Source organism: Actinokineospora sp. NBRC 105648, from assembly GCF_030269645.1.
Taxonomy (GTDB): domain Bacteria; phylum Actinomycetota; class Actinomycetes; order Mycobacteriales; family Pseudonocardiaceae; genus Actinokineospora.
This window is the reverse complement of the sequence record NZ_BSTR01000001.1, coordinates 33236-53640: the sequence shown is the minus strand read 5'-3', so window position 1 is coordinate 53640 and position 20405 is coordinate 33236. Positions and strand designations below refer to the sequence as shown.

The following is a 20405-nucleotide window of genomic DNA, read 5'->3' as shown; positions in this document are numbered from 1 at the left end:
GGCGAAGAACACCACACTCCCAGCAGGTCGACAACCCCGCCGCGCTTTCTCGACTGCTCAGTCCCAATCACCGCACCGAGCCACACAGCCGCCCGCTCACCCGCTGGACATTCCCGGCCCCCTACCACCCTTCAGACCCGCCGCCTGAGCACAAGTCACAAGTCACCAAGCACTAAGACACACGGCGGCGCACCGATCCCCCAACCGACATGCTGGATTGGGTGGATTGGCTTTGTTTGGGGAGAAAAGAGGCGCTAGCCTGACCCAGGCGGTAGGTATCCCTTTCCCACCCGCTCTACCCACGGCGCCTCTTTTCTTAGGGGCCCCAAACAAAGCCAATCCACCCAATCCAGCCCTGCCCCGAAACCCGACCACCCCAAGCTCCACCCGCGCCACCAGCGAACCCGCGCCACCCAGCACACCGCGCAAGCCACCCAGCAAAGCCAGCCAGCCAAGAGAATTAAGACTCCAGCCGAGCCGCCACCCCGTCCAACGTCCGAGCCAACCCATACCCGAAAAGATCCACATCCGGATTCTCGTCCAAGAACCGCCCCAGCGCCGCCAACCCCGGCACATCCGGTCGATCCCGCAATGACGCGTGCAGTTCCGCCGCCCGCTCCCGGATCCCCGGCCCGCGGTCGTCCTCGACCGCGATCGATTGCCACGCTTGGTTGAGCAGCAACGTGCAGGCGAGCACACTCTCATCGCCCAATCCCGCGCGGCGCAGCACGCCGACCGCGCAGTCGATCACCGTGTGCATCGCGGGCACCAGGGCCCCGTGCACCGCCAGCCTGCGCGCGACGCCGGGGTAGGTCAGCAGTACCGGTCGCCAGCCGGTGAGCAGGTCCTCGAACCAGTCCCGCCACGGTCGGTCGGACTCGGGCACCGGCAGTTCGGCGACCACCCGCTCCAGCACCGCCGAGACCACGGCCTCCCGGTCGCCGACGTGGTGGTAGATCACCGCCGGGTAGGCCCCGATCCCGGCCGCGAGCTGGCGCAAGGTCCAGTTCTCCAGACCGTGTTCCCGGGTGAGCGCCAGCGCGGCCCGCACCACCCGCTCCGGCGTCACCGCGGGCAACCCCGCCCGGGACCGCCTGCCGCCGACCGATGCATACGTGGCCATACGTGCACAGTAATGGGTTCGTCGGTGTGGACAGGAACCAATCGGGGTACTTGACCCGTTGAACGGATGAGGCCCACCAGCCTCGCGGAAGGAGCAGCCATGCCCATGCTGAAGAAGCTGACCGCCCTGGCCGGTGCCGCCGCGGCGGCGACGAAGTACGCGAAGAAGAACCCGGACAAGGTCAACCGGGCCGCCGCCAAGGCGGGCGCGTTCGTCGACCAGAAGACCAAGGGCAAGTACAGCCGCCAGATCAGTGGCGCGCTGCACAAGGTGCGGACCGCGACCTCGCGGTAGCCAGAGCGGTCACCAGACCACCCGCCGCCCGATCCGCCGGAGTCCCGGCGGGTCGGGCGGTCGGCTGTGTCGACCAGGTAGACCAGCCAGGTCAACCTGCCTGCTCGACAACGCAGGACCGACCCCCAGGCTCAGTCACGCAAGGCCGATCACCCAGGACCGACCACCCAGAGTCGGCCGCGCAGAGTCGATCAATCGGGCCGATCACCCAGGCTCGGCCGCGCAAGGCCGATCACGCAGGACCGATCACCCTGGGGCGGTCGCGCAAGGTCGATCACGCAGGGTCGATCACCCAGGGTCGGTCGCGCGAGACTCCCGCGAGTCCATCGCTCAGGTCGAGGTGACCACGCCCGCCGAGACCTCGAGCCGCCGGTTCACCGAGACCGCGTCGAGCATCCGGCGGTCGTGGGTCACCAGCAGCAACGTCCCCGGGTAGGTGGCCAACGCCGCCTCCAACTGCTCGATGGCGGGCAGGTCGAGGTGGTTGGTCGGCTCGTCGAGCACCAGTAGGTTCACCCCGCGCGCCTGCAGCAGCGCCAGCGCCGACCGCGTCCGCTCACCGGGCGACAGGGTCGCGGCGGGCCGGAGCACGTGGTCGGCGCGCAGCCCGAACTTCGCCAGCAGGGTGCGCACGTCGGCGGTCGGCCAGTCCGGCACCTGCTGGCCGAACGCGTCCAGCAGCGCCTCCCCACCCAGGAACAGCGCCCGCGCCTGGTCGACCTCGCCGACGACCACGCTCGGGCCGAGGTAGGTCTCGCCCGACTCCAGCGGCACCCGGCCGAGCAGCGCGGCGAGCAGCGTCGACTTGCCCGCGCCGTTGGCGCCGGTGATCGCCACCCGGTCGGCCCAGCCGATCTCCAGCGACACCGGGCCGAGCGCGAAGTCGCCGCGGCGCACCACGGCCTCGCGCAGCGCGGCGACGACCGCGCCAGGGCGCGGGGCGGTGGCGATCTCCATCTGGAGCTCCCACTCCTTGCGCGGCTCCTCGACCACCTCCAGCCGCTCGATCATCTTCGCGGTCTGCCTGGCCTTGGCGGCCTGCTTCTCCGAGGACTCCGCCCGCAGCTTGCGGCCGATCTTGTCGTTGTCCGGGGCCTTGCGGCGGGCGTTGCGCACGCCCTGCGCCATCCAGTTGCGCTGCATCTGCGCGCGCGCTTCCAGCCCCGCCTTCGTGTCGGCGTAGTCCTCGAACTGCTCGCGGGCGTGCCTGCGGGCGACCTCGCGCTCCTCCAGGTAAGCGGTGTACCCACCGCCGTATTCGCGGATCTGCTGCTGGGCGAGGTCGAGCTCGAGCACCCCGGTGACGGTGCGGGCGAGGAACTCGCGGTCGTGGCTGACCACCACCGCGCCCGCGCGCAGACCGGTGACGAACGCTTCCAGTCGGGCCAGACCGTCCAGGTCGAGGTCGTTGGTCGGCTCGTCGAGCAGGAACACGTCGTAGCGGCTCAGCAGCAGCGAGGCGATGCCGACCCGGGCGGCCTGGCCGCCGGAGAGCGAGACCATCTCCTGGTCCAGACCAAGGCCGAGACCGAGGTCGGCGACCGTCTCGGCGGCCCGCTCGTCGAGGTCGGCGCCGCCGAGCGCGAGCCAGCGCTCCAGGGCGATCGCGTAGGCGTCGTCGGCGCCCGCGGCACCGGCGCCGAGCCCCTCGGCGGCGGCGTCCATCTCCCGCTGGGCCTGCGCCACGCCGGTCCGGCGCGCCAGGAACCCGTGCACGGTCTCGCCCGGTCGCCGGTCGGGCTCCTGCGGCAGGTAGCCGACGGTGGCCGAGTTCGGGCTCAGCCGCACCTCGCCCTCCTCGGCGGGCAGCAGCCCGGCGAGGGTGCGCAGCAGCGTGGACTTGCCCGCGCCGTTCGCGCCGACCAGACCGATCACGTCGCCCGGGGCGACCACGAAGTCCAGTCCGGCGAACAGCGCGCGGTCACCGTGGCCCGCGGCGAGCGACTTCGCGACCAGGGTGGCGCTCACGCCAACTCCGCTCGGAGCGTGGCAGCGACCTGCGCGACCGCTTGGCGGGCGGCGTCGAACCGGGCCAGCTTGCGGAAGAAGCCGTGGATCTGACCCTGGTAGCGCACCGACACGGTCGGCACGCCCGCCTCGGCGAGCAGGTCCGCGTAGGCCTCACCTTGGCCGCGCAGGACGTCGTACTCAGCGGTGATCACCAGGGTGGGCGGCAGGCCCGCGAGCTCGGCGGTGATCGGCGACAGGTCGGGTTGGGCGCGGTCGGTCCCGGCCGGGGCGAAGGCGTCCCAGCAGAAGGCCAGGCTCGCCGGGTCCAGCCCCGGACTGTCCACATCGGTCAGTTCGGCGGCCGGGTCGGTCACCGGGTAGACCAGCACCTGGGCGGCGAACGGCTTGCCGCGGTCGCGCCAGCGGCGGGCGGTGACCGCGGCGAGGTGGCCGCCCGCGGAGTCGCCGACCACGGCCATCCGGCGCGGGTCGAGGTTGAGGTTGTGCGCGGTGTCGTGCAGGCAGTTCACCGCGCGGTCGATGTCGTCGAACGCGGCCGGGAACGGGTGCTCGGGGGCGAGCCGGTAGTCCACGGCGGCGATGGCCGCGCCGGAGAGCGCGGCGAGGTAGCGGCAGACCGCGTCGTGGGAGTTCAGCGAGCCGTTGACCCAGCCGCCGCCGTGCAGGTAGACCGCGATCGGCGAGACGGCGCTCTCGTTGGGCAGGTAGAGCCGGACGCGCACCCCGTCAGCGTCCACATCGGACACCTGGGCGATCTCGGTGCCCGGCCCGGCGTCGGCGAGCGTGCCCAGCGACAGCGCGGCGCGCGCGGCGGCCAGCGTGTCGGGGGTGAGCACCAGCGAACCCGAGCTCAACGCACGTACCTGCGGGTGCAGCGGCACGGCACACCTCCGAGGGATCGGTCACCGCCCGGGTGGCGGCACCGCCTCAATGATGTCCGACCGGGTCACCCAGTCGGGAACCGGCTCACCGTCCGGGCGCAGCGGGCGGATCGGCAGCCGGAACAGGTCCAGGTGCGGGTGCGGCTCCGGTTCGCCCGCCACCACCCCGATGCCGACGAACCGCGCGCGGCCCCGGGCGAAGTCGAACATGGTGAAGGTCACGACCCAGCCCGGCGGCGGCCAACCGTCCATCGCACACCTCCCAGCGCCGGCACATCGTCACACACCGACGTCCGTGCGTCACTCGTTCGCCGTAACGAATTGCGCCGTCCGGGAGGTCTACCGCGAGTAACCAATCTTCGGCTCATCGGGTGAAGAGTTTTCCCGACCGACTTTCGTAGGGTGTCCGACCTGCCGCTGCGCGTTCTAGCGTCAGCGAACACCACCGACACCCCCGCCCCGATCGGCGGTCACCGATCCGGGGGAACGTCGGTTCGCTCAACCGGGGGTCACCCCGGACCCTGCGAGCAAGGAAGAAGGCCATCCCCATGCGCAGCAGCTCCACCAGGAGAGTCCTCGCCGCCGCCGTCGGCGCCGCGGGCATCGTCGGTCTCGTCGCCGCCGTCGTGCCCTCGACCGCCACCGCGGCCGTCCCCGAGGCACTCATCCCCGCCCTGCAGAGAGACCTCGGGCTGACCGCCGAGCAGGTCCAGCAGCGGCTGACCCAGGAGAGCGACGCCCGCGGCGCGCTCCCGGCGGCCAAGAGCGCGGCAGGCACCGCGTTCGCCGGTTCCTGGCTCGACCAGGGCAGACTGGTCGTCGCGGTCACCGACGGGTCGCGCGCCGACGCGGTGCGCGCGGGCGGTGCGCAGACCACCGTGGTGGCGCACAGCGCCGACTCGCTCGACGCCACCAAGGCGGCCATCGACGAGCGCGCCGAAGCGGGTGCGCCGAGCGGCGTGACCGGCTGGTACGTCGACGTGCGGTCCAACTCGGTCGTGCTCAACGTCCGCCCGGGCGCCACCGATACTCAGTCCTTTGTAGACGCGGCGAAGGCCGCCGGGCCGGTGCGGGTCGTGGAGTCCAGTGAGGCACCGCGGCTGTTCGCGGGCTCGGTCGTGGGCGGGAACGCCTACTACATCAACGGTTCCAGCCGGTGCTCGGTCGGGTTCTCCGTCCAGGGCGGCTTCGTCAGCGCGGGCCACTGCGGCACCACCGGGTCCAGCGTGACCGGCGCCGACCGCAGCGCGATGGGCACCTTCGGCGGCTCGTCCTTCCCCGGCAACGACTACTCCTACGTCGAGACCAACTCGTCGTGGACGCCGACCCCGGCGGTCAACGGGTACGGCAACGGCGACGTCACCGTGGGCGGTTCCAGCGAGGCGGGCGTCGGCGCGAGCGTCTGCCGCTCCGGCTCGACCACCGGCTGGCACTGCGGCACCGTGCAGGCCACCAACTCGTCGGTGAACTACCCGCAGGGCACCGTGTCCGGCCTGACCAGGACCAACGCCTGCGCCGAGCCCGGCGACTCGGGCGGCTCCTGGGTCAGCGGCGACCAGGCCCAGGGCGTGACCTCGGGCGGCTCCGGCGACTGCACCTCCGGCGGGACCACGTACTTCCAGCCGGTCAACGAGATCCTCTCCGTGTACGGGCTGTCGCTCCTGACGGGCTGAACCGGGGACAGGTGGGAGACAGGGCCCGTCCGGGACACCCGGGCGGGCCCTGCCGCGCTCAGCCGGTCACCAGGTCGGCGACCTCGGTGAGCAGTCTGTCTACATCGGATTCGTTGGTGTACGGGGCGATCCCGGCGCGCACCGCGCCCGCGTCGCCGAGGCCGAGCCAGCGGGCGCACTCCAGGGCGTAGAAGTGGCTCGCGGGCGCGTTGACACCGGCCAGCGCCAGCCGCTCGTAGACCGCGCGCGGTGTCAGACCGTCCACAGTGAACAAGACCGTCGGCGTGCGGTGCCGGTCCGGCGCGCCGTGCACCAGCACCCCCGGCAGCGCCCGCAACCCCCCGTCGAGCCGGGCGAGCAGCGCCGCCTCGTGCCCGTCGAGCGCGGCCATCGACCGGGCCAGCCGGGTGCGGCGCGGCCCCTCGCCCGCCACCAGTGAGGCGAGGAAGTCGACCGCGGCGGTGGTCCCGGCCAGCGACTCGTACGGCAGCGTGCCCAACTCGAAGCGCTCGGGCACCGCGTCGGAGGAGGGCAGCAGCTTGTCCGGCCGCAGCGTCTCCAGCAGCGCCGGGGCGGCGGCCACCGCGCCCAGGTGCGGGCCGAGGAACTTGTACGGCGAGCACGCGTAGAAGTCCGCGCCCAGCGCGGCGACGTCGACGAACGCGTGCGGGGTCAGGTGCACGCCGTCGACGTAGGCGAGCGCTCCGACCTCGTGCGCCGCCGCGGTGATCGCCGAGACGTCCGGCCTGCTGCCGAGCAGGTTCGACGCCGCGGTCACCGCGACCAGCCGGGTGCGCGGCGAGAGCACGTCGGTGATCGCCGAGACCGGCAGCTCACCGGTCTCGCGGTCGAAGCCCGCCCAGCGCACGGTGGCGCCGACGGCCTCGGCGGCCTGCACCCACGGGCGGATGTTCGCGTCGTGGTCGAGCCGGGTGACCACCACCTCGTCGCCCGGGCCCCAGTGCTTGGCCAGCGCCCGCGACAGGTCGTAGGTCAGCGCCGTCATGCTGCGGCCGAACACCACGCCCGCCGGGTCGGCGCCGAGCAGGTCGGCCACCGCCTGCCGGGCGCCGGTGACGACCAGGTCGGCCCGCCGCTCGGCGGCGGTCACCTGCCCCCGGTTGGAGACCGCGGCCAGCATCGTGCGGGCCACCGCCTCGGCGACCGCGTCCGGGACCTGGGATCCGCCAGGTCCGTCGAAGTGGGCCGCACCCTCGGCCAGCGCGGGGAACCGCGCCCGGACCGCTGCCACGTCGTAATTCATCCCATGACTCACCGGTGCAGCCTAGAACGAATACCATCCCGCTGGGCGAGACGATCCCCTCCGTCTTTGACGGCGGGCCCACGCGGTGCCAGTGTCGGGTTCGTACCCCGGCGAAGTGACCGAGAGGCCCAGGTAGCGGCCTGCAAAGCCGTTCACGCGGGTTCGAATCCCGCCTTCGCCTCGGATCTCACCCTTCCCCGCTCGAGGAGCAACCGTGACCACCGCAATCCGGATCCCCGGCTACACCACCGGGACCTGGGACATCGACCCCCTTCACTCGGACGTGTCGTTCGTGGTGCGGCACCTGGGCCTGACCCGGTACCGCCGCGGCTTCGAGAGGTTCACCGGCACCCTGGTCACCGCCGAGAACCCGCTTGAGTCGACCGTCACCGCCGAGATCGACGTCACGTCCCTGGACACCGGCCTCGCGGTGTTCAACAAGCACCTGTTCGGCAGCGACTTCTTCGACGTGGAGAACCACCCGACCGCCACCCTGGTCTCCACCGGCCTGCGCCCCGACGGCGAGAACTTCCTGCTCGACGTCGACCTGACGCTGCGCGGGGTCACCCGGGCGGTGACCTTCAAGCTGGAGGCGCTCGGCTTCGGCGTGGGCATCGAGGGCGAGGCCAAGACCGCGTTCTCGGCCGAGACCACGATCAACCGCTCGGACTTCGGCTTCGCCTTCCAGAGCACCCTGGCCAACGGGAACCTCGCGGTGAGCGACGAGGTGCGCATCCTGGTGGAGGTTGAGGCAGTCCTGCGCCAGCAGGCCTAGTCTCGCCCTAAACTGGGGGCATGGGGACCGGCGACATCAGGGTCGGTACGTCCGACCGAGAGCGCGCCATCGGCGCGTTGGCCGACCACCTGGCCGCCGGGCGGCTCGAGGTGGCCGAGTACGAGCAGCGCGTCGGCACCGCGGCGGCCGCCCGGACCAGGGCCGACCTGCTGGCGCTGTTCGACGACCTGCCCGACCCGCACCCGGACTTCGACGGACCACCGCACCAGCGGCCCGCCGTCGTGGTCGCCGAGGAAGAGGACCGCTCCCTCTGGGAGCCGCAGCGCTCCCGCAACACCAAGACGGGGCTCTACGTCTTCCTCGGCGTCGCGACGGCGGGCGTGGTCGCGGTGGTCGCGATCACCGCGACGTGGTGGGCGCTGGCCCCGATCCTGATCGTCGGCCTGCTGCTGCTGGTCACCTCGTAAGTCCACTGTGGATCGATTCGGGACCGGCCTCAGGTCCGCTGCGGGCTGACCAGCGCGCGCAGCTGGGCCAGCAGGTCGGCCCGGCTGGTCGCGCCCAGGCGCGCCCGCATCCGGGCGACGTGGTGCTCCACAGTCTTCGCCGAGATGAACAACCGGTCGCCGACCTGCTTGTAGGTCAGGCCGTCCAGCACCAGTTCGGCCACCTGCAGCTCGCGTTCGCTGAGCCGGGTCATCCCCGAGTGGTCCGCCGCGGTGTCCTCGCGCACGGTCGAACCCCGCAGCGCGCGGGCGCAGTCGAGCAGGGTCACCATCCGCTTGCGGTCGGTGGTGCGGATGGCCGCCTGGCCCGCGAGCCGCGCGCCGTCCCAGCACAGGCCCGCCGCGTGCAGCCCGCGGGCGGCCGCCTCGACCCGGTCGGCGTCGACCTGACCGGTCAGCACCTCGCGCCAGACCGCGGCGGCCTCGGCCATGGTGGCGTGGAACGGGCCCGCGCTCGCGTTGCCCGCCAAGGCATCGGAGTGCGCGGCCGCGGCCTCCGGGTGCTCGGCGATGATCTCCGCGTGCAGGCAGCACCAGTGCAGCATCGTCGTCCAGGTGGGCGGGTTTCCCAGTGCGCGCACCAGGTCCCAGGCCTGCGCCAGGTGTGGTGCGAAGCGCTCGCGGTCGCCCAGTCGGGCGGCGGCCACGGCGAACTCGCCCAGCGGGAGCAGGGTGAACAGGTCCACCTCGTGCCGCACGACTGCCTCGTAGGCGTGTTCCCAGATCTTGCGCAACGCGACCAGGTCGCTGCCGCGGCGGGCGGCACCGACGGCCAAACCCACGGCGAAGAGCCAGTCCCGAGGTGCCTGGCCCGCGGGGTCGAAGACCGGGACCGCGTCGCCGCGCACCATCGCCGCCCACGCGGCGAGCAGCGCGTGCCGGGGCGCGAGCAGGTCGCCACCGGTGCCCGCCGCCTGGGCGCGGGCCAGCATCGGCTCGGCGATCCCGGCGGCGCCGCGGTGCAGGGCCAGGATGGCGCCGAGGGCGGCGGGGGTGTCGGGCAGCAGCACGTCGCGGCCGACCGGTTCCAGCACCTCGGCGGCGCGGACCACTGTGGACAGTGCGCTATCGTCCCCGTCGATGGAATCCAGGACACCCCGCGCGGCCAGCGAGATCGCCGCGGCGAACAGCGTGGGCGGGCCGTCGCCCGCGGGTGCCCGGAGCGCCTCGCGCGCCTCGGCGACCCGACCGGTGCTCGCCAGCCCGATGGCCGCCAGCGGACCCGCGCCCGCCCAGCAGTAGAGCTCGGCGCTGCGCGCGGGCTGACCGCGGTGGGCCAACGCGGCGGCGGCGACGTGTGCGGCTCGGCGGTCGCCCTTGGCCAGCAACGCGTCCGCACGACGGAGGGCGGCGTCGAGGTCACCGGCCCTGGCCTCGGCCTCGGCGCGGGCGACCTGGTCGGTCTCGTGGCCCGCCGCCGCGGCGGCGCGGTGGAGTTCGACCGCGAGCACGGGATCGGCCTCGGCGGTCGCGGCGGCGTAGACCGCGCCCGCGTTCGAGGTGGTGGCCCCAGCGTCCAAAAGGGACTTCGCGAAGTCGCGCAACGGCCCGGTGCGGGCAAGCCGCAGCTCGGCCAGCCGGTCCAGCACGGCGGCGCGGCGCTCATGCGGGACGAGAGCGCGAAGAGCTTGTGCGGCAAGGGGTATCAGCGACCCGTCGGCGGCCAGCAGACCCGTGGCGCGGGCATCCTCGACGGCCTCTGGTCGGTCGAGCAACCCGGGCCCGGCCCCGACCTCGGCGGCGAGCAGGGCGGTCAGCTGGTCGGCGTCGAGGCGGTCGAGGTCGAAGCGGAACTCCTCGATGGCCTGTGGTCCAACGGTTTCCGCGCGCAGGTGGGGCGCGACGCGGTGAACCAGGCCGGGGACACCACCGGTCTGTTGGTGCACAAGGGTGATCAGGTCGTCCGAGACCGGGTTGAGCTGCCGCAGACAGGCAGCGGTACGGGCGCGGTCGAATGGGCGGAGCACGACCTGACCCTTGAGCCTGCCGAGCAACGCGGCCAGTTGGGCGGGGCGCGGACGTGGACGAGCAGCGACTACCACGCCGACGTCGTTGTCCTCGAGGCGTTCACGCAGGTCAGCGAAGTCGTTGTCGCCCAGGAGGTGCGCGTCGTCGACCAAGATGAGCGGAGCGGTGACACCCCGGCGGTAGCGCTGCGCGTGGTCGGTCGTGGCCAAGAGGTCGAGGAGGGCGCTCTTGCCGTAGCCGCCGGGCGCGATGACCGCCAGCCGGACCGGTGCAAGATCACCACCTGTGATCGCCGCGCACAACCGCCGGGTGGGCTCGTCGAGGACCAGCTCACTGGGGTGGGGATGTCCGGGGATCAACGACCGTCCTCATCTTCGTCGGTGCGGTTCCTGCGGGCGAACCGCTTGGGCGGCGGCCGCAACGGCGTGACCGCCACCGGCGGCCGGGCGGGCGGGTCGTCATCGATGTCCACAGTGGACAGAACGGGTTCGACCGGGGCCAGGTGCGGATCACTCTCCGGTTCCCGCACGCCGCGGTGCGGCGGTGGGGGCGGGGCCAACAGCGGGTCACCGACCCGACCACCCAGCACAGGTGGCAACCGCGGATCACTCGCCGAAGCAAGACGCGGGCGCGGATCACTCCCCGTCCCGACCTGCCGCGGTTCAAGAGTCGACGCGGGCTGGAACCCGGGACCGCTCTCCACGGCCGGTCGCGAACGAAGATCACCGTCCTGGTGCACCCCCGCCCCAGCCGCCATCGACCGCCGACCTTCTCGCGAGACGGAGTGGAAGCCTTGGCCGCTCCCCGAACCGGCGCCCAGCGGCCGGGGATCACCGGTCGTCCCGAGCAGCCGCGGATCGTGGATCGACGCGGGGTGGAACCCTGGACTGCTCTGCGACGCGGGGTGCGGGCGGGGATCACCGCGGGTCGCGAAGTCGTTCCGCGCCCGGTGCGGCGGGGCGGCGGCGAGTGCGGCGCCCCGGGCCGGGGCCGTGGCCGGGTCGTCGTCCACCAGGCAGTCGGTGAGGGTGGCCAGCAGCGGGACCCGGGCCGTCCCGCCCGCCAGGACGACTGTCGTGTCGGGCGGGGTGCGGGCGAGCAGGGCGCGGATCGCGGTCGCCGTCGGGCCGAGGACCGGGTGGGCCAGCTCGGCGAACTCGGCGCGGGTCACCGTCACGTCCGTGCGCAGGTGCGGCACCGGGACGCGGACCTCGGCGGCAACCGACAGGCGTTCCTTGGCCGCCGTGCACGCCGTTCGGAAGGTGGCCATCGCGGCGGTGGTCGGGGTGCTCGGGAGCGCGGTCAGGACATCGGGCAGGGTCAGGTCCGGGTCCGGCGGCGGAGCCGCGGCCAGCACGTGGTCGGCCAGCAGGTCGTCCAGGACAGCGCCCGCGTCGACGTCCGGCGCGTGGTGGGTGACCAGGTCGAAGGCGGTCGGGGTGCGGCGCAGCACGGCGTGCTCGACGCGCAGGCCGCCCACCAGGCTGACGACCACGGCCGAACCGGCGCGCACCGGTTCCCGCTCGTGCCGGGCCTCGGCGGCGGCGACCACCGTGGGGATCAGCAGCGCACCGGGCAGGCCCGCGGCGCGCAGGGCCTCGCGCAGCAGTGCACGACGGTATGACCCCCACTCGGGCGGGTGGGTGACGGCGAGGCGGTCGGGTTCGCCGCCCTCGCGCTCGGCCACGAGGTCGACGACCCAGGCGACCACCGCGGCGAACAACGTCTCCGCCGGGTAGAGCTCGCCGCCGAGCAGCACCGCGGTGTCGTCGCCGACCCGGTCGGCCACGGCCCGCGCCACCCGGTCCGGCTGATCGGCCGCGAGCCGCTCGGCGGCCGGTCCCACCAGCACTTCCCCGTCGCCCGCGACGAACAGCACCGCGGGTGTCCACCGCGCGCCGCCGTCGAGCGGGACGACCTCGGGCGCCCCGTACCCGCCCGCCGCGCGCCTGCGCACCGCCGCCGCGCCGCGGCTGCGGCCGACGTCGACGCCGAGCACGTACGACATGTCGAGCACTCCTCGGGGCCGGGGCGAGTACCGCTGTTCGTACCAGGTGCCGGTCCGGGTCCGATAACCCCGAGTGGCAACTTCACCACTCCCTAATCCCCTAATAGGTGAACTGTTGTCACCCTTTCTAGCTAGGGAGTGAGACGGGGAGTCATCCCCGATGGCAGCGGGACCTCCCCGCCCTAGCGTTGCCCACCACCGCCCGGGATCGATGCCCCCGGCCTCGGGCGCCGGATGACCACACCCACTCCAGGAGGAGTCCCGCGTTGTACACCGCCGACCAGACCCTGCACGACTTCGTGCTCAACCTGCTGACCGACGAGGCCGCCCGGTCCGCGTTCGCCGCCGACCCCGCCGCGGCGCTGTCACGGGCGGGCCTGGACGAGGTCACCGCGCAGGACGTGCACGACGTGATCCCGCTGGTGGTCGACTACGCCCCGGTCGAGCTCGGTGACCTCGACCTGAGCCTGCCCGAGGGAACCGACGCGATCACCAGCCTCCGCGCGGTCGCCGACGCCGCCGACGGCCTGACCGGCACCGCGACCGCCGAGTCGACCCTCGGCTCGTTCACCGGTGGCCTCGACGCCGACCACAACGGCTTGGTCGCCGGCCTGGACAGCCACTTCGACCAGTTCGGCCAGTTCGATGACGCGGCGGCCACCTTCGGCGTCGCCGCGAACACCGACGGCGCCTACGGCGGCGCGGAGCTGGACACCGACTCGGTCGACGCCCGGAGCACCTTCGCGACCGACACCGACGGCACGCACGCGGTGGGCACCCTGGCGTCGGAGTACGCCACCGCCGCGGGTGACCTCGACCTCTCCGAGGACGGCGCGTACGGACACCTGAACGCGACCTCCGAGCAGTTCACCACCGCGAGTCTCGTCGAGGCGGGCGAGGACGCGGTGCGCGCGGAAACCATGGGCGCCACCGAGTTCGGCGGCTACGACCTGGGCTTCGCCGCGGCCGACGGCCGCGCGGACGCGGGCGCCGAGTTCGACTCGGACCAGTTCGAGGGCGCGAGCTACCTCAGCGCGACCGAGCACCGAGTGGCCGCCTCCTCGTCGGGCGAGTCGGACTTCGCGTCCTACAGCTCCGGCTTCGCGGCGACCAGCGACGGCGCGGCAGGCGGCGTGGGCATCGACAGCGAGCAGCTGGCGACGGCATCGGGCTTCACCGCGTCGGGTGACGGCGTGACCGGCGGGCTGGAACTCGACAGCGAGCTCCTGTCGGCGTCGGGAGACGTCACGCTGAGCACGGACAACCCCGGTGCCGCCCTCGACATCGGCACCCCACTGGGCGACATCGACTTCGACGGCTACGGGGTGCCGGAGCTGTCCGCACCCCAGCTCGGCACCCTCACCCCCGGCGACCTCCTGGGCGGCTCGCCGGACCTGGGCACGCTGTTCGGCACCGCCACCGGCCTCGGCGCCCTGGCGAACACGGCGGACCTGGGCGGGATCACCCACGACCTCGCCGACACCGACTACCTGGTCGGCACCGCTACCGGCCTGGCCAACGTCGGCGACACTGCGGGCGCGGACAACCTGATCAGCACCGTCACCGGCCTCGCCAACGCGGCAGACCTGGGCGACACCGCCAACGTGGGTGACCTCGCCGACACCGGCGACCTGGTCGGCACCGCCAGCGGCCTCGGCGGCGTGGCGAACGCGGCAGACCTGCTCGACATCACCGACATCACCGACACCGCCGACGTGGGTGACCTGGCCAGCACCGCCACCGGCCTCGCCGCGGTCGGCGAGCTGGGCCAGGTGGCCGGCCCGGGTGGTCTGGCGGAGACCGCAGGTGTGGCCAACGCGAGCAGCCTGGTCGGGTCGGTCGCGGGCCTCGGCGGTGTCGGTGGAGCCGGCGCCCCGGACCTCGGTGGTCTCGACCCCAGCGCACTCGGCACCCCCGAGTTCGGCGGTCTCGCCGACCCCACCGCCCTGCTGGACTTCGTCACCCCGCTCGGCGGCGGACTCGGCGATCCGGCCGGGTCGCTCGATTCCGAGCTGCTGCGCGGCGGCGACCTCAGCGCGGGCACCGTCGCCGACTACGTGCACTCCGGTGGCGACCTGCTCGGCGTCCAGAGCGCTGTCGCCGGGTTGGGCGGTTTCCTGACCAGTGTCCCCGCCGCCGCGCCGATCGACGCCGTGGACCACCTGCCCGAGCTGCCCGAGCTCCCCGCCGTCCCGGCACTGCCCGCGCTCCCGGCGGCGCACCTGCCGACCCTCCCGACCGACCTGGGCCACCTCCCCGCCGAGCTGCCCGCGCAGCTGCCGGGGCTGGGGCACCTGCCGGTCGACCTGCCCGAGGTCCCGCACCTGCCGCACCTGCCCGTGGACCTGCCCGAGCTGCCGCACCTGCCGGAGCTGCCCGACCTCCCGGTCGCGAACCCGCTGCCGACCCTGCACGACACCGTGGGCGACCTGGTCGACCACACCCCGCTCGCGGGGGTCGACCACAGCCTGCCCGACGTGGGCGGCCTGGTCGGCGACCTGGACCTGGGTCACTGAGCCAGCCGAGCCCGGAGGCGGGGTCTGTCACACCGACGGGCCCCGCCTTCTTCACCTCACCGAGTGAACACGGCACACTCGTCCGAGTGACGGCAGCGCCACCATGGCTGGAGATCCTGGACGACACCATCCGCGCGTGCGCGACCCTGCGCCGCGGTGACCTGGTGGACCGGCTGCTCGACCGCCGCGCCCTCCTTCTCGAGCCCGGACGGCGCTTAGTGGTCACCGGTTATCCCGGGCAAGGTAAGAGCCAGTTGGTGAATGCTCTTATCGGCACCGATGTCTGCGCGGTCGGAGACGACCTCACCACGGTCGTTCCCACCGTTCTAAGACACGCCGACCGACCTACCGCCGCGCTCATCACTGGTGACACAACCGAAGCACCCGCCGTTGAGTCGGTCGCGACGCACGCCAACAAACTCGCCCTTGTCCGCGGTGACGTCGTGCGCGCCGAGGTAGGCCTACCGCGCTCGTTGCTCGGTGCCGGCCTTGTTCTGGTGGACTCCCCCGGTTTCGGCGCGCCGGGCTGTCCGCGAACCGCGCGCGCCATGGCCGCGCTGGCCGAGGCCGACGCGGTGCTGCTGGTCACCGACGCCACCAGCGAGCTGAGCAGCCTGGAGCTGGAGCTGCTGACGCAGGTCGGCAAGCTCTGCCCGACCGTGCTGGTGGCGCTGACCAAGATCGATCTGGTGCCCGGCTGGCGGCGGGTCGCCGAGGCCGACCGGCACCGGCTGGCCCAGGCCGGGGTGGCCGCGCCGCTGGTACCGGTGTCCTCGACGCTGCGCGCGGCGGCCGTGCGGGCCGAGGACCGGGCGCTGAACCAGGAGTCCGGGTTCGTCGAGCTGATCGGCTGCCTGCGCCGCGACGTGCTGACCGACCCGGTGCTGGTGGCCGCCAAGGCGGCCGCGGCGACCAGCGGTCTGGCCGTCGACCAGCTCATCGCCCCGCTGCGCGAGGAGTTCGACGCCGGGCCGCGGGCGGCGGACACCCGCGCGGTGGCCGAGTGGCACGCGGCGGGCAGGCGGGTCGAGCGGCTCCAGCGGGAGAGCGCGCGCTGGCAGACCACGCTGTCCGACGAGGTCGCGGACCTGATGGCCGACCTGGACCACGACCTGCGCGAGCGCACCCGGCGGATCCTGCGAGAGGTAGACGACTACTTCGAGGCCGCCGACCCGGCCAAGGTGTGGCCCGAGTTCAGCGACTGGATGCACGACAACCTGACCGCGGTGGCCGAGACGAACTCCCAGTGGCTGCTGGACCGGTTCGAGTGGATCGCGGGCCGGGTGGCGCGGCAGGTGGTGCCGGACGCGCGCCAGCTGCCCGCCGAGGTGCTGCGCGGGTTGGCCACCGAGCACGTGGTGGGCCTGCGCAAACCCGCCATCGAGCCGTTCAGCCCGGTGCAGAAGGCGTTCGTGGGTCTGCGCGGGTCCTACAGCGGCCTGCTGATGTCCGGCCTGGCGACCACGCTGGCCGGACTCCCACTGATCAACCCGATCTCCCTCGGCGCGGGCGCGGCGTTCGGCGCGCGAAGCGTGTTCGAAGAGCGCGGCGCACGCCTCAAGCGTCGGCAGGCGATGGCCAAGACAACGGCACAGCGACACGTGGACGACTTCTTCCTCTCTTACGGCAAGGAGTCGAAAGACGCGACGCGGTTGATCCACCGCGCACTGCGCGACCGGTTCGCCGAAGTCGCACAAGAGCTACGGGACGCAGCCGCAGAGTCAGCTCGCCTTATCAAGCGCGACCTGGACGCCGAAGCGGCCCGCAGAACCACCCGCGCGGCCGAGGTACGGCGCGAGCTAGAACGACTGTTGGCGCTAAGAGCCAGGATTGAGGCCGTACGGGGGCGGGGCGCGTGAGCTTCGCGGAGTCGACCTGGTCGCTCTTGGAACGCGCCGTCGCCGCATACCGCGGTAGTCCCCGCACGGAGGCGTTCCTACAAGCCCGTATGTCCTCTTTAGATGGACCGCTGCGGTTAGCGGTAACCGGTCCCGCGCGATCCGGGCGCTCAACCATGATGAGCGCCATCCTCGGCGAGGGTGTGTCGGTAGAGCGGGTGGCGGTGGACTGGCCGGGCCCGGTCGAACTCATGGACGGTGAGACCGACGCGGACGCCGTGGTCTACCTGCAACCCCAGCCCGGCACCCTGCCCGACACCGACGCCGTCTCCACGCTGGTGGTCTTCTCCCGCGCGGACGAACTGGGCGGCGGCCGGGTCGACGCACTGGTATCGGCCCGTGGCCTGGCCCGTCGACACGCCCGCACGTCGAACGGGTGCCAGGACGTGCTCGCGGTCTCCGGCCTGGTCGCGCTGGCGGGCGCGACACTGACTCCGGACGAGGCCCGGCTGATCGCCTCCCTGAGCACCTTGCCCCGCACGGAGATAGACCCACTTCTGTTGTCCGCAGACCGTTTCGCCACCTACCCAGACCCCGCGGCGGTAGCACTACCGACACGTCTTGGACTGTTCGGCATCCGCCTATCCATCGCCACCGCCCGCCGCGGCCTACGCTCCCACGACGCCTTAGCCGCAGAGTTGTTGCGCGCCAGCGGCATAAGCGACCTGCGAGAGTCAATTACCCGCAACTTCGTCGACCGCGCACCGGTACTGCAAGCCCTCTCAGCCTTGCGCGCAGTGGACACGGTCCTACGCGAAGACCCCCGCCCACAACTGGCAAACGACCTCGAACGTCTTATGACAAGCGCGCACGAACCCCGCGAACTACTGCTCCTCGCCGCCCTACGTACGGGGCGCGTTTCATTGGGGGAACACACAGAGGAGGCGCTGTACCTACTGGGCGCCCACGGCACCTCACCCGCGACTCGCCTGACATTGACCAACGGCGACTCTTACGCGGCGGCCCTACATTGGCGCACCCTGGCCGAATCCCCTCACCACACCACCCGGGAGCGCCAGGCAGCACACACCATCACCCGCACCTGCGAAGCCCTGATCACAACGGGCGCAGTGCACTGACCGAACCCCACCTTGCCCGACTGGGATGCCTCGACATCCCCTAGGGGGTCATTCGGGCTTGATGGCGTTGGCGCGGTTGGTGAGGTGGCGGCGTTCCGGGAAGCTGGTAGCTCTCCGGGCCGCTTCACGGTAAGAGGTCTGGGCGGCAACAAGGTCCCCACCTAGTTCCAGCAGGTGCGCGCGCGTTGCGTGGAACCGGTGGTGGCTGGTCACCCGCTTGTCCGTAAGAGTCGACAAGAGATCCAGAGCTGCATAAGGACCCTGCACCATGCCAACGGCTACCGCGCGGTTGAGGGTCGTCACGGGGTTAGGGGCAATACGGTCCAAGAGGTCGTACAGGGCCAAGATCTGTGCCCAGTCCGTGGCCTCAGCCGTTGGTGCCTCGGCGTGCACGGCCGCTATTGCTGCCTGCAGTTGGTAGGGCCCGACTGGCCCCTTGGGCAGCGTGGTGGTGATCAGCGCGAGGCCCTCGTCCAGGCGTTCTCGGTTCCAGAGGGTGCGGTCTTGTTCTGCCAGCGGGATCAGGCTTCCGTTGGGGGACACGCGTGCGGGGCGGTGGGCGTCGGTCAAGAGCATCAAGGCCAGGAGGCCTGCTGACTCGCCTTCCGCTGGGAGCATGCGGGTCAACCGGATCGCCTCCTCGGACAGGGCGGGAGCCGTCAGATCTGGACCCGCGGAGGCCGTGTGGCCCTCGTTGAAGATTAGGTAGAGGGTGTGCAGGACCGCGCTCAGGCGGGCTGGGTGGTTGGTGGTGGGGAAGCCCGTGCCGCGGATCGACTGCTTGGCCCGGGTGATCCGCTGGGCCATGGTGGCCTCGGGGACGAGGAAGGCCGCGGCGATCTGCGCGGTCGTCAGGCCGCCCACCGCGCGCAGGGTGAGGGCGACCTGGCTCGGGCCGGACAGCGCCGGGTGGCAGCACAGGAACAGCAGCTCGACGGAGTCGTCCGCGGGCCGGTCGTCGTCCGCGGCCGGGCTGAGCAGCGCGGACCACGGGGTGGCCACCGCGTCCTCGCGTCTGCGTCGGGCCGCCTCGGCGCGGATCTGGTCGAGGAGTCTGCGGGAGGCGACCGTGACGAGCCAGGCCACCGGGCGGTCCGGGACCCCCGCCGCCGGCCACTGCGTCGCCGCGGCCAGCAGGGACTCCTGGACGGCGTCCTCGCACGCGTCGAACTGGGTGGGGTGGCGGCGGACGAGGGCGCCGAGGGCCCGCGGCGCCAGGTCGCGCAGCAGGCCCTCGACCCCGCTCACAGCGCGGGTGCCTCGTGCGGGACCGGCCAGACCTCGATCGGGTCGTTGTCGGCCCACGGCATGTCGGCGGCGATCTCGTGCGCCCGTGCCTCGTCCTCGACGTCGAGCAGGTAGAAGCTGGCGATGTACTCCTTGGTCTCCAGGTACGGCCCGTCGGTGACCGCGGGCACGCCGTCGACGCGGCGGATCAGGCGGGCGTTGACGGCGTCGGCGAGGCCGTAGGCGCCGATCAGCTCGCCGGTCTCTTGGTAGCGCTTGTTGAACGCGTCCTGCTTGGCGACCTCCGCGGGCCACTCCTCGGCCGGGAAGGCGTCCCACTTCTCCTGGTTGCCGTAGACCAGCATCAAGTACTTCACGTCTGTACCTCCTCGTCGGCGCCCTGGTGGCGCGCTCACCCCTGAGTCGGAGCCGACGGCCCGGCGCTCTACATCCGACTGGGGACATCTTTAGGGGTTCGGCCCCGGGCGCAACCGTGCCAGGATTTGACTGAGAATGAGTTCATCTGGTCAATCCTCGTCAGGAGGGCCGATGCGCCGAACTGTCCTCGTCCTCGCCCTAGCCGTCACCGGGGTGCTGCTACCCGCGACCGCTAGCGCTGACACCAGACCTCCCGGGTGCGCGAGCCACTTCCGCACCCCGGACGTACGCGAGCGGACGATCAACCGCGATACCTACCTGCACGAGATGTCCAACCCACCTGTGTGCTCCCCGCACGGGCCGGTCCTGGGGACCATGCGCGCGGGTTCTCACTTCCGCGTCTATCACGCGGATCCGTACGAGCCTCTCTGGTGCTACGGGTATTCCGTTCAGCTAGGCCGGACCGGGTACGTGCTGTGTGAGGCATACGACTAAGAGGGGTGAGACATGCGATTGGCCCTGGTAGCGCTAACTGCGGCGGGGTTCGCGTTGATTCCATCTGGCACGGCCAGCGCGGAACCGTGCAACGGGACCTACACCCACTGCGAGACGAACCACTGCACCGCCGGGCGGTTCTACCTCAACTACAACCCCGGCTCCGATCACTTCAGCGACGAGTACGGCACGCCCCTGACGCAGGATGAGCAGGGCGACATCCGCGACGAGCCGTACCGCCGATACGGCCCGCGCGGGGTGCGGGCCATGCACTCCGGGCGATGGGGTTTCTACAGCACCGCCTGTTTTCCCTGACCGGGTAGCACGTTCGGTGGAACTCCGACCGGCGAACACCCACCCTCAGGCGAACACATCACCCGAGTGGTGA

Annotated in this window: 17 protein-coding genes and 1 tRNA gene; 9 read left to right on the top strand and 9 right to left on the bottom strand. The window is 72.2% G+C overall.

The window, feature by feature from the left end:
- Positions 1 to 460: 460 nt before the first annotated feature.
- Positions 461 to 1123, bottom strand: coding sequence for a TetR/AcrR family transcriptional regulator (locus QSK30_RS00250; RefSeq protein ID WP_285498667.1), 663 nt, complete (start codon positions 1121 to 1123; stop codon positions 461 to 463).
- 99 nt (positions 1124 to 1222) lie between these two features.
- Between QSK30_RS00250 and QSK30_RS00245 the strand changes: the two genes are divergently transcribed.
- Positions 1223 to 1417, top strand: coding sequence for an antitoxin (locus QSK30_RS00245; protein WP_285498666.1), 195 nt, complete (start codon positions 1223 to 1225; stop codon positions 1415 to 1417).
- 330 nt (positions 1418 to 1747) lie between these two features.
- On the opposite strand, the gene QSK30_RS00240 is transcribed toward QSK30_RS00245, so the two are convergent.
- Genes QSK30_RS00240 through QSK30_RS00230 form a run of 3 tightly spaced genes read right to left on the bottom strand, consistent with a single transcriptional unit; the run spans position 1748 to position 4521 of the window.
- On the bottom strand, positions 1748 to 3385 hold the full coding sequence (locus QSK30_RS00240) for an ABC-F family ATP-binding cassette domain-containing protein (RefSeq protein WP_285498665.1): 1638 nt from the start codon (positions 3383 to 3385) through the stop codon (positions 1748 to 1750).
- On the bottom strand, positions 3382 to 4269 hold the full coding sequence (locus QSK30_RS00235) for an alpha/beta hydrolase (protein ID WP_285498664.1): 888 nt from the start codon (positions 4267 to 4269) through the stop codon (positions 3382 to 3384). Before QSK30_RS00235 ends, QSK30_RS00240 begins: the two co-directional genes overlap by 4 nt.
- A 21-nt stretch (positions 4270 to 4290) precedes the next feature.
- Positions 4291 to 4521: a hypothetical protein gene (locus tag QSK30_RS00230; RefSeq protein WP_285498663.1), complete on the bottom strand. Its 231-nt coding sequence runs from the start codon at positions 4519 to 4521 to the stop codon at positions 4291 to 4293.
- 296 nt (positions 4522 to 4817) lie between these two features.
- Between QSK30_RS00230 and QSK30_RS00225 the strand changes: the two genes are divergently transcribed.
- Positions 4818 to 5942 carry a S1 family peptidase gene (locus QSK30_RS00225; RefSeq protein ID WP_285498662.1) on the top strand — a complete coding sequence of 375 codons (1125 nt, stop codon included), beginning with the start codon at positions 4818 to 4820 and terminating at the stop codon, positions 5940 to 5942.
- A 58-nt stretch (positions 5943 to 6000) separates the two neighbouring features.
- Here the strand turns inward: QSK30_RS00225 and QSK30_RS00220 are convergent, their stop codons facing one another.
- Positions 6001 to 7206, bottom strand: coding sequence for a cysteine desulfurase-like protein (locus tag QSK30_RS00220; protein ID WP_285498661.1), 1206 nt, complete (start codon positions 7204 to 7206; stop codon positions 6001 to 6003).
- A gap of 109 nt (positions 7207 to 7315) precedes the next feature.
- On the opposite strand from QSK30_RS00220, the gene QSK30_RS00215 reads away from it, so the two are divergent.
- The 3 genes from QSK30_RS00215 (at position 7316) to QSK30_RS00205 (ending at position 8409) form a co-directional block, all read left to right on the top strand.
- Positions 7316 to 7387: transfer RNA gene (locus tag QSK30_RS00215), tRNA-Cys, on the top strand.
- Between the two features lie 33 nt (positions 7388 to 7420).
- Positions 7421 to 7981 carry a YceI family protein gene (locus tag QSK30_RS00210; protein ID WP_285498660.1) on the top strand — a complete coding sequence of 187 codons (561 nt, stop codon included), beginning with the start codon at positions 7421 to 7423 and terminating at the stop codon, positions 7979 to 7981.
- Positions 7982 to 8001: 20 nt separating this feature from the next.
- The gene (locus QSK30_RS00205; RefSeq protein ID WP_285498659.1) at positions 8002 to 8409 is read left to right on the top strand and encodes a DUF1707 SHOCT-like domain-containing protein; all 408 of its coding nucleotides are present in this window, start codon (positions 8002 to 8004) and stop codon (positions 8407 to 8409) included.
- A gap of 29 nt (positions 8410 to 8438) precedes the next feature.
- On the opposite strand, the gene QSK30_RS00200 is transcribed toward QSK30_RS00205, so the two are convergent.
- Together QSK30_RS00200 and QSK30_RS00195 are read right to left on the bottom strand one after the other, a co-directional pair.
- Positions 8439 to 10775 (bottom strand): LuxR C-terminal-related transcriptional regulator, encoded by a 2337-nt coding sequence (locus QSK30_RS00200; protein ID WP_285498658.1) that lies wholly within the window; start codon positions 10773 to 10775, stop codon positions 8439 to 8441.
- Complete coding sequence (locus QSK30_RS00195; RefSeq protein ID WP_285498657.1) at positions 10772 to 12424, bottom strand: Hsp70 family protein; 1653 nt, start codon at positions 12422 to 12424, stop codon at positions 10772 to 10774. The genes QSK30_RS00200 and QSK30_RS00195 overlap by 4 nt, the downstream gene beginning before the upstream one ends.
- Positions 12425 to 12690: 266 nt before the next feature.
- Between QSK30_RS00195 and QSK30_RS00190 the strand changes: the two genes are divergently transcribed.
- The 3 genes from QSK30_RS00190 to QSK30_RS00180 all read left to right on the top strand — a co-directional run bounded on the left by QSK30_RS00190 (position 12691) and on the right by QSK30_RS00180 (position 17917).
- Entirely contained in the window at positions 12691 to 14940 is a 2250-nt protein-coding gene (locus QSK30_RS00190; RefSeq protein WP_285498656.1) for an IniB N-terminal domain-containing protein, read from the top strand.
- Between the two features lie 86 nt (positions 14941 to 15026).
- The gene (locus tag QSK30_RS00185) at positions 15027 to 16799 is read left to right on the top strand and encodes a dynamin family protein (protein ID WP_285498655.1); all 1773 of its coding nucleotides are present in this window, start codon (positions 15027 to 15029) and stop codon (positions 16797 to 16799) included.
- A 155-nt stretch (positions 16800 to 16954) separates the two neighbouring features.
- Complete coding sequence (locus QSK30_RS00180; RefSeq protein WP_285498654.1) at positions 16955 to 17917, top strand: hypothetical protein; 963 nt, start codon at positions 16955 to 16957, stop codon at positions 17915 to 17917.
- Positions 17918 to 17965: 48 nt separating this feature from the next.
- On the opposite strand, the gene QSK30_RS00175 is transcribed toward QSK30_RS00180, so the two are convergent.
- Positions 17966 to 19165 (bottom strand): RNA polymerase sigma factor, encoded by a 1200-nt coding sequence (locus QSK30_RS00175; protein ID WP_285498653.1) that lies wholly within the window; start codon positions 19163 to 19165, stop codon positions 17966 to 17968.
- Positions 19162 to 19521: a YciI family protein gene (locus QSK30_RS00170; protein WP_285498652.1), complete on the bottom strand. Its 360-nt coding sequence runs from the start codon at positions 19519 to 19521 to the stop codon at positions 19162 to 19164. Before QSK30_RS00170 ends, QSK30_RS00175 begins: the two co-directional genes overlap by 4 nt.
- A 550-nt stretch (positions 19522 to 20071) precedes the next feature.
- Between QSK30_RS00170 and QSK30_RS00165 the strand changes: the two genes are divergently transcribed.
- Positions 20072 to 20332, top strand: a complete 261-nt coding sequence (locus QSK30_RS00165) for a hypothetical protein (protein ID WP_285498651.1) — start codon at positions 20072 to 20074, stop codon at positions 20330 to 20332.
- Positions 20333 to 20405: the final 73 nt, after the last annotated feature.

Coding starts and splice junctions, on each gene's coding strand:
- QSK30_RS00195 (WP_285498657.1), bottom strand. CDS start 12,424: ATGTCGTACGTGCTCGGCGTCGACGTCGGCCGCAGCCGCGGCGCGGCG.
- QSK30_RS00180 (WP_285498654.1), top strand. CDS start 16,955: ATGATGAGCGCCATCCTCGGCGAGGGTGTGTCGGTAGAGCGGGTGGCG.
- QSK30_RS00245 (WP_285498666.1), top strand. CDS start 1,223: ATGCCCATGCTGAAGAAGCTGACCGCCCTGGCCGGTGCCGCCGCGGCG.
- QSK30_RS00225 (WP_285498662.1), top strand. CDS start 4,818: ATGCGCAGCAGCTCCACCAGGAGAGTCCTCGCCGCCGCCGTCGGCGCC.
- QSK30_RS00220 (WP_285498661.1), bottom strand. CDS start 7,206: ATGAATTACGACGTGGCAGCGGTCCGGGCGCGGTTCCCCGCGCTGGCC.
- QSK30_RS00230 (WP_285498663.1), bottom strand. CDS start 4,521: ATGGACGGTTGGCCGCCGCCGGGCTGGGTCGTGACCTTCACCATGTTC.
- QSK30_RS00250 (WP_285498667.1), bottom strand. CDS start 1,123: ATGGCCACGTATGCATCGGTCGGCGGCAGGCGGTCCCGGGCGGGGTTG.
- QSK30_RS00205 (WP_285498659.1), top strand. CDS start 8,002: ATGGGGACCGGCGACATCAGGGTCGGTACGTCCGACCGAGAGCGCGCC.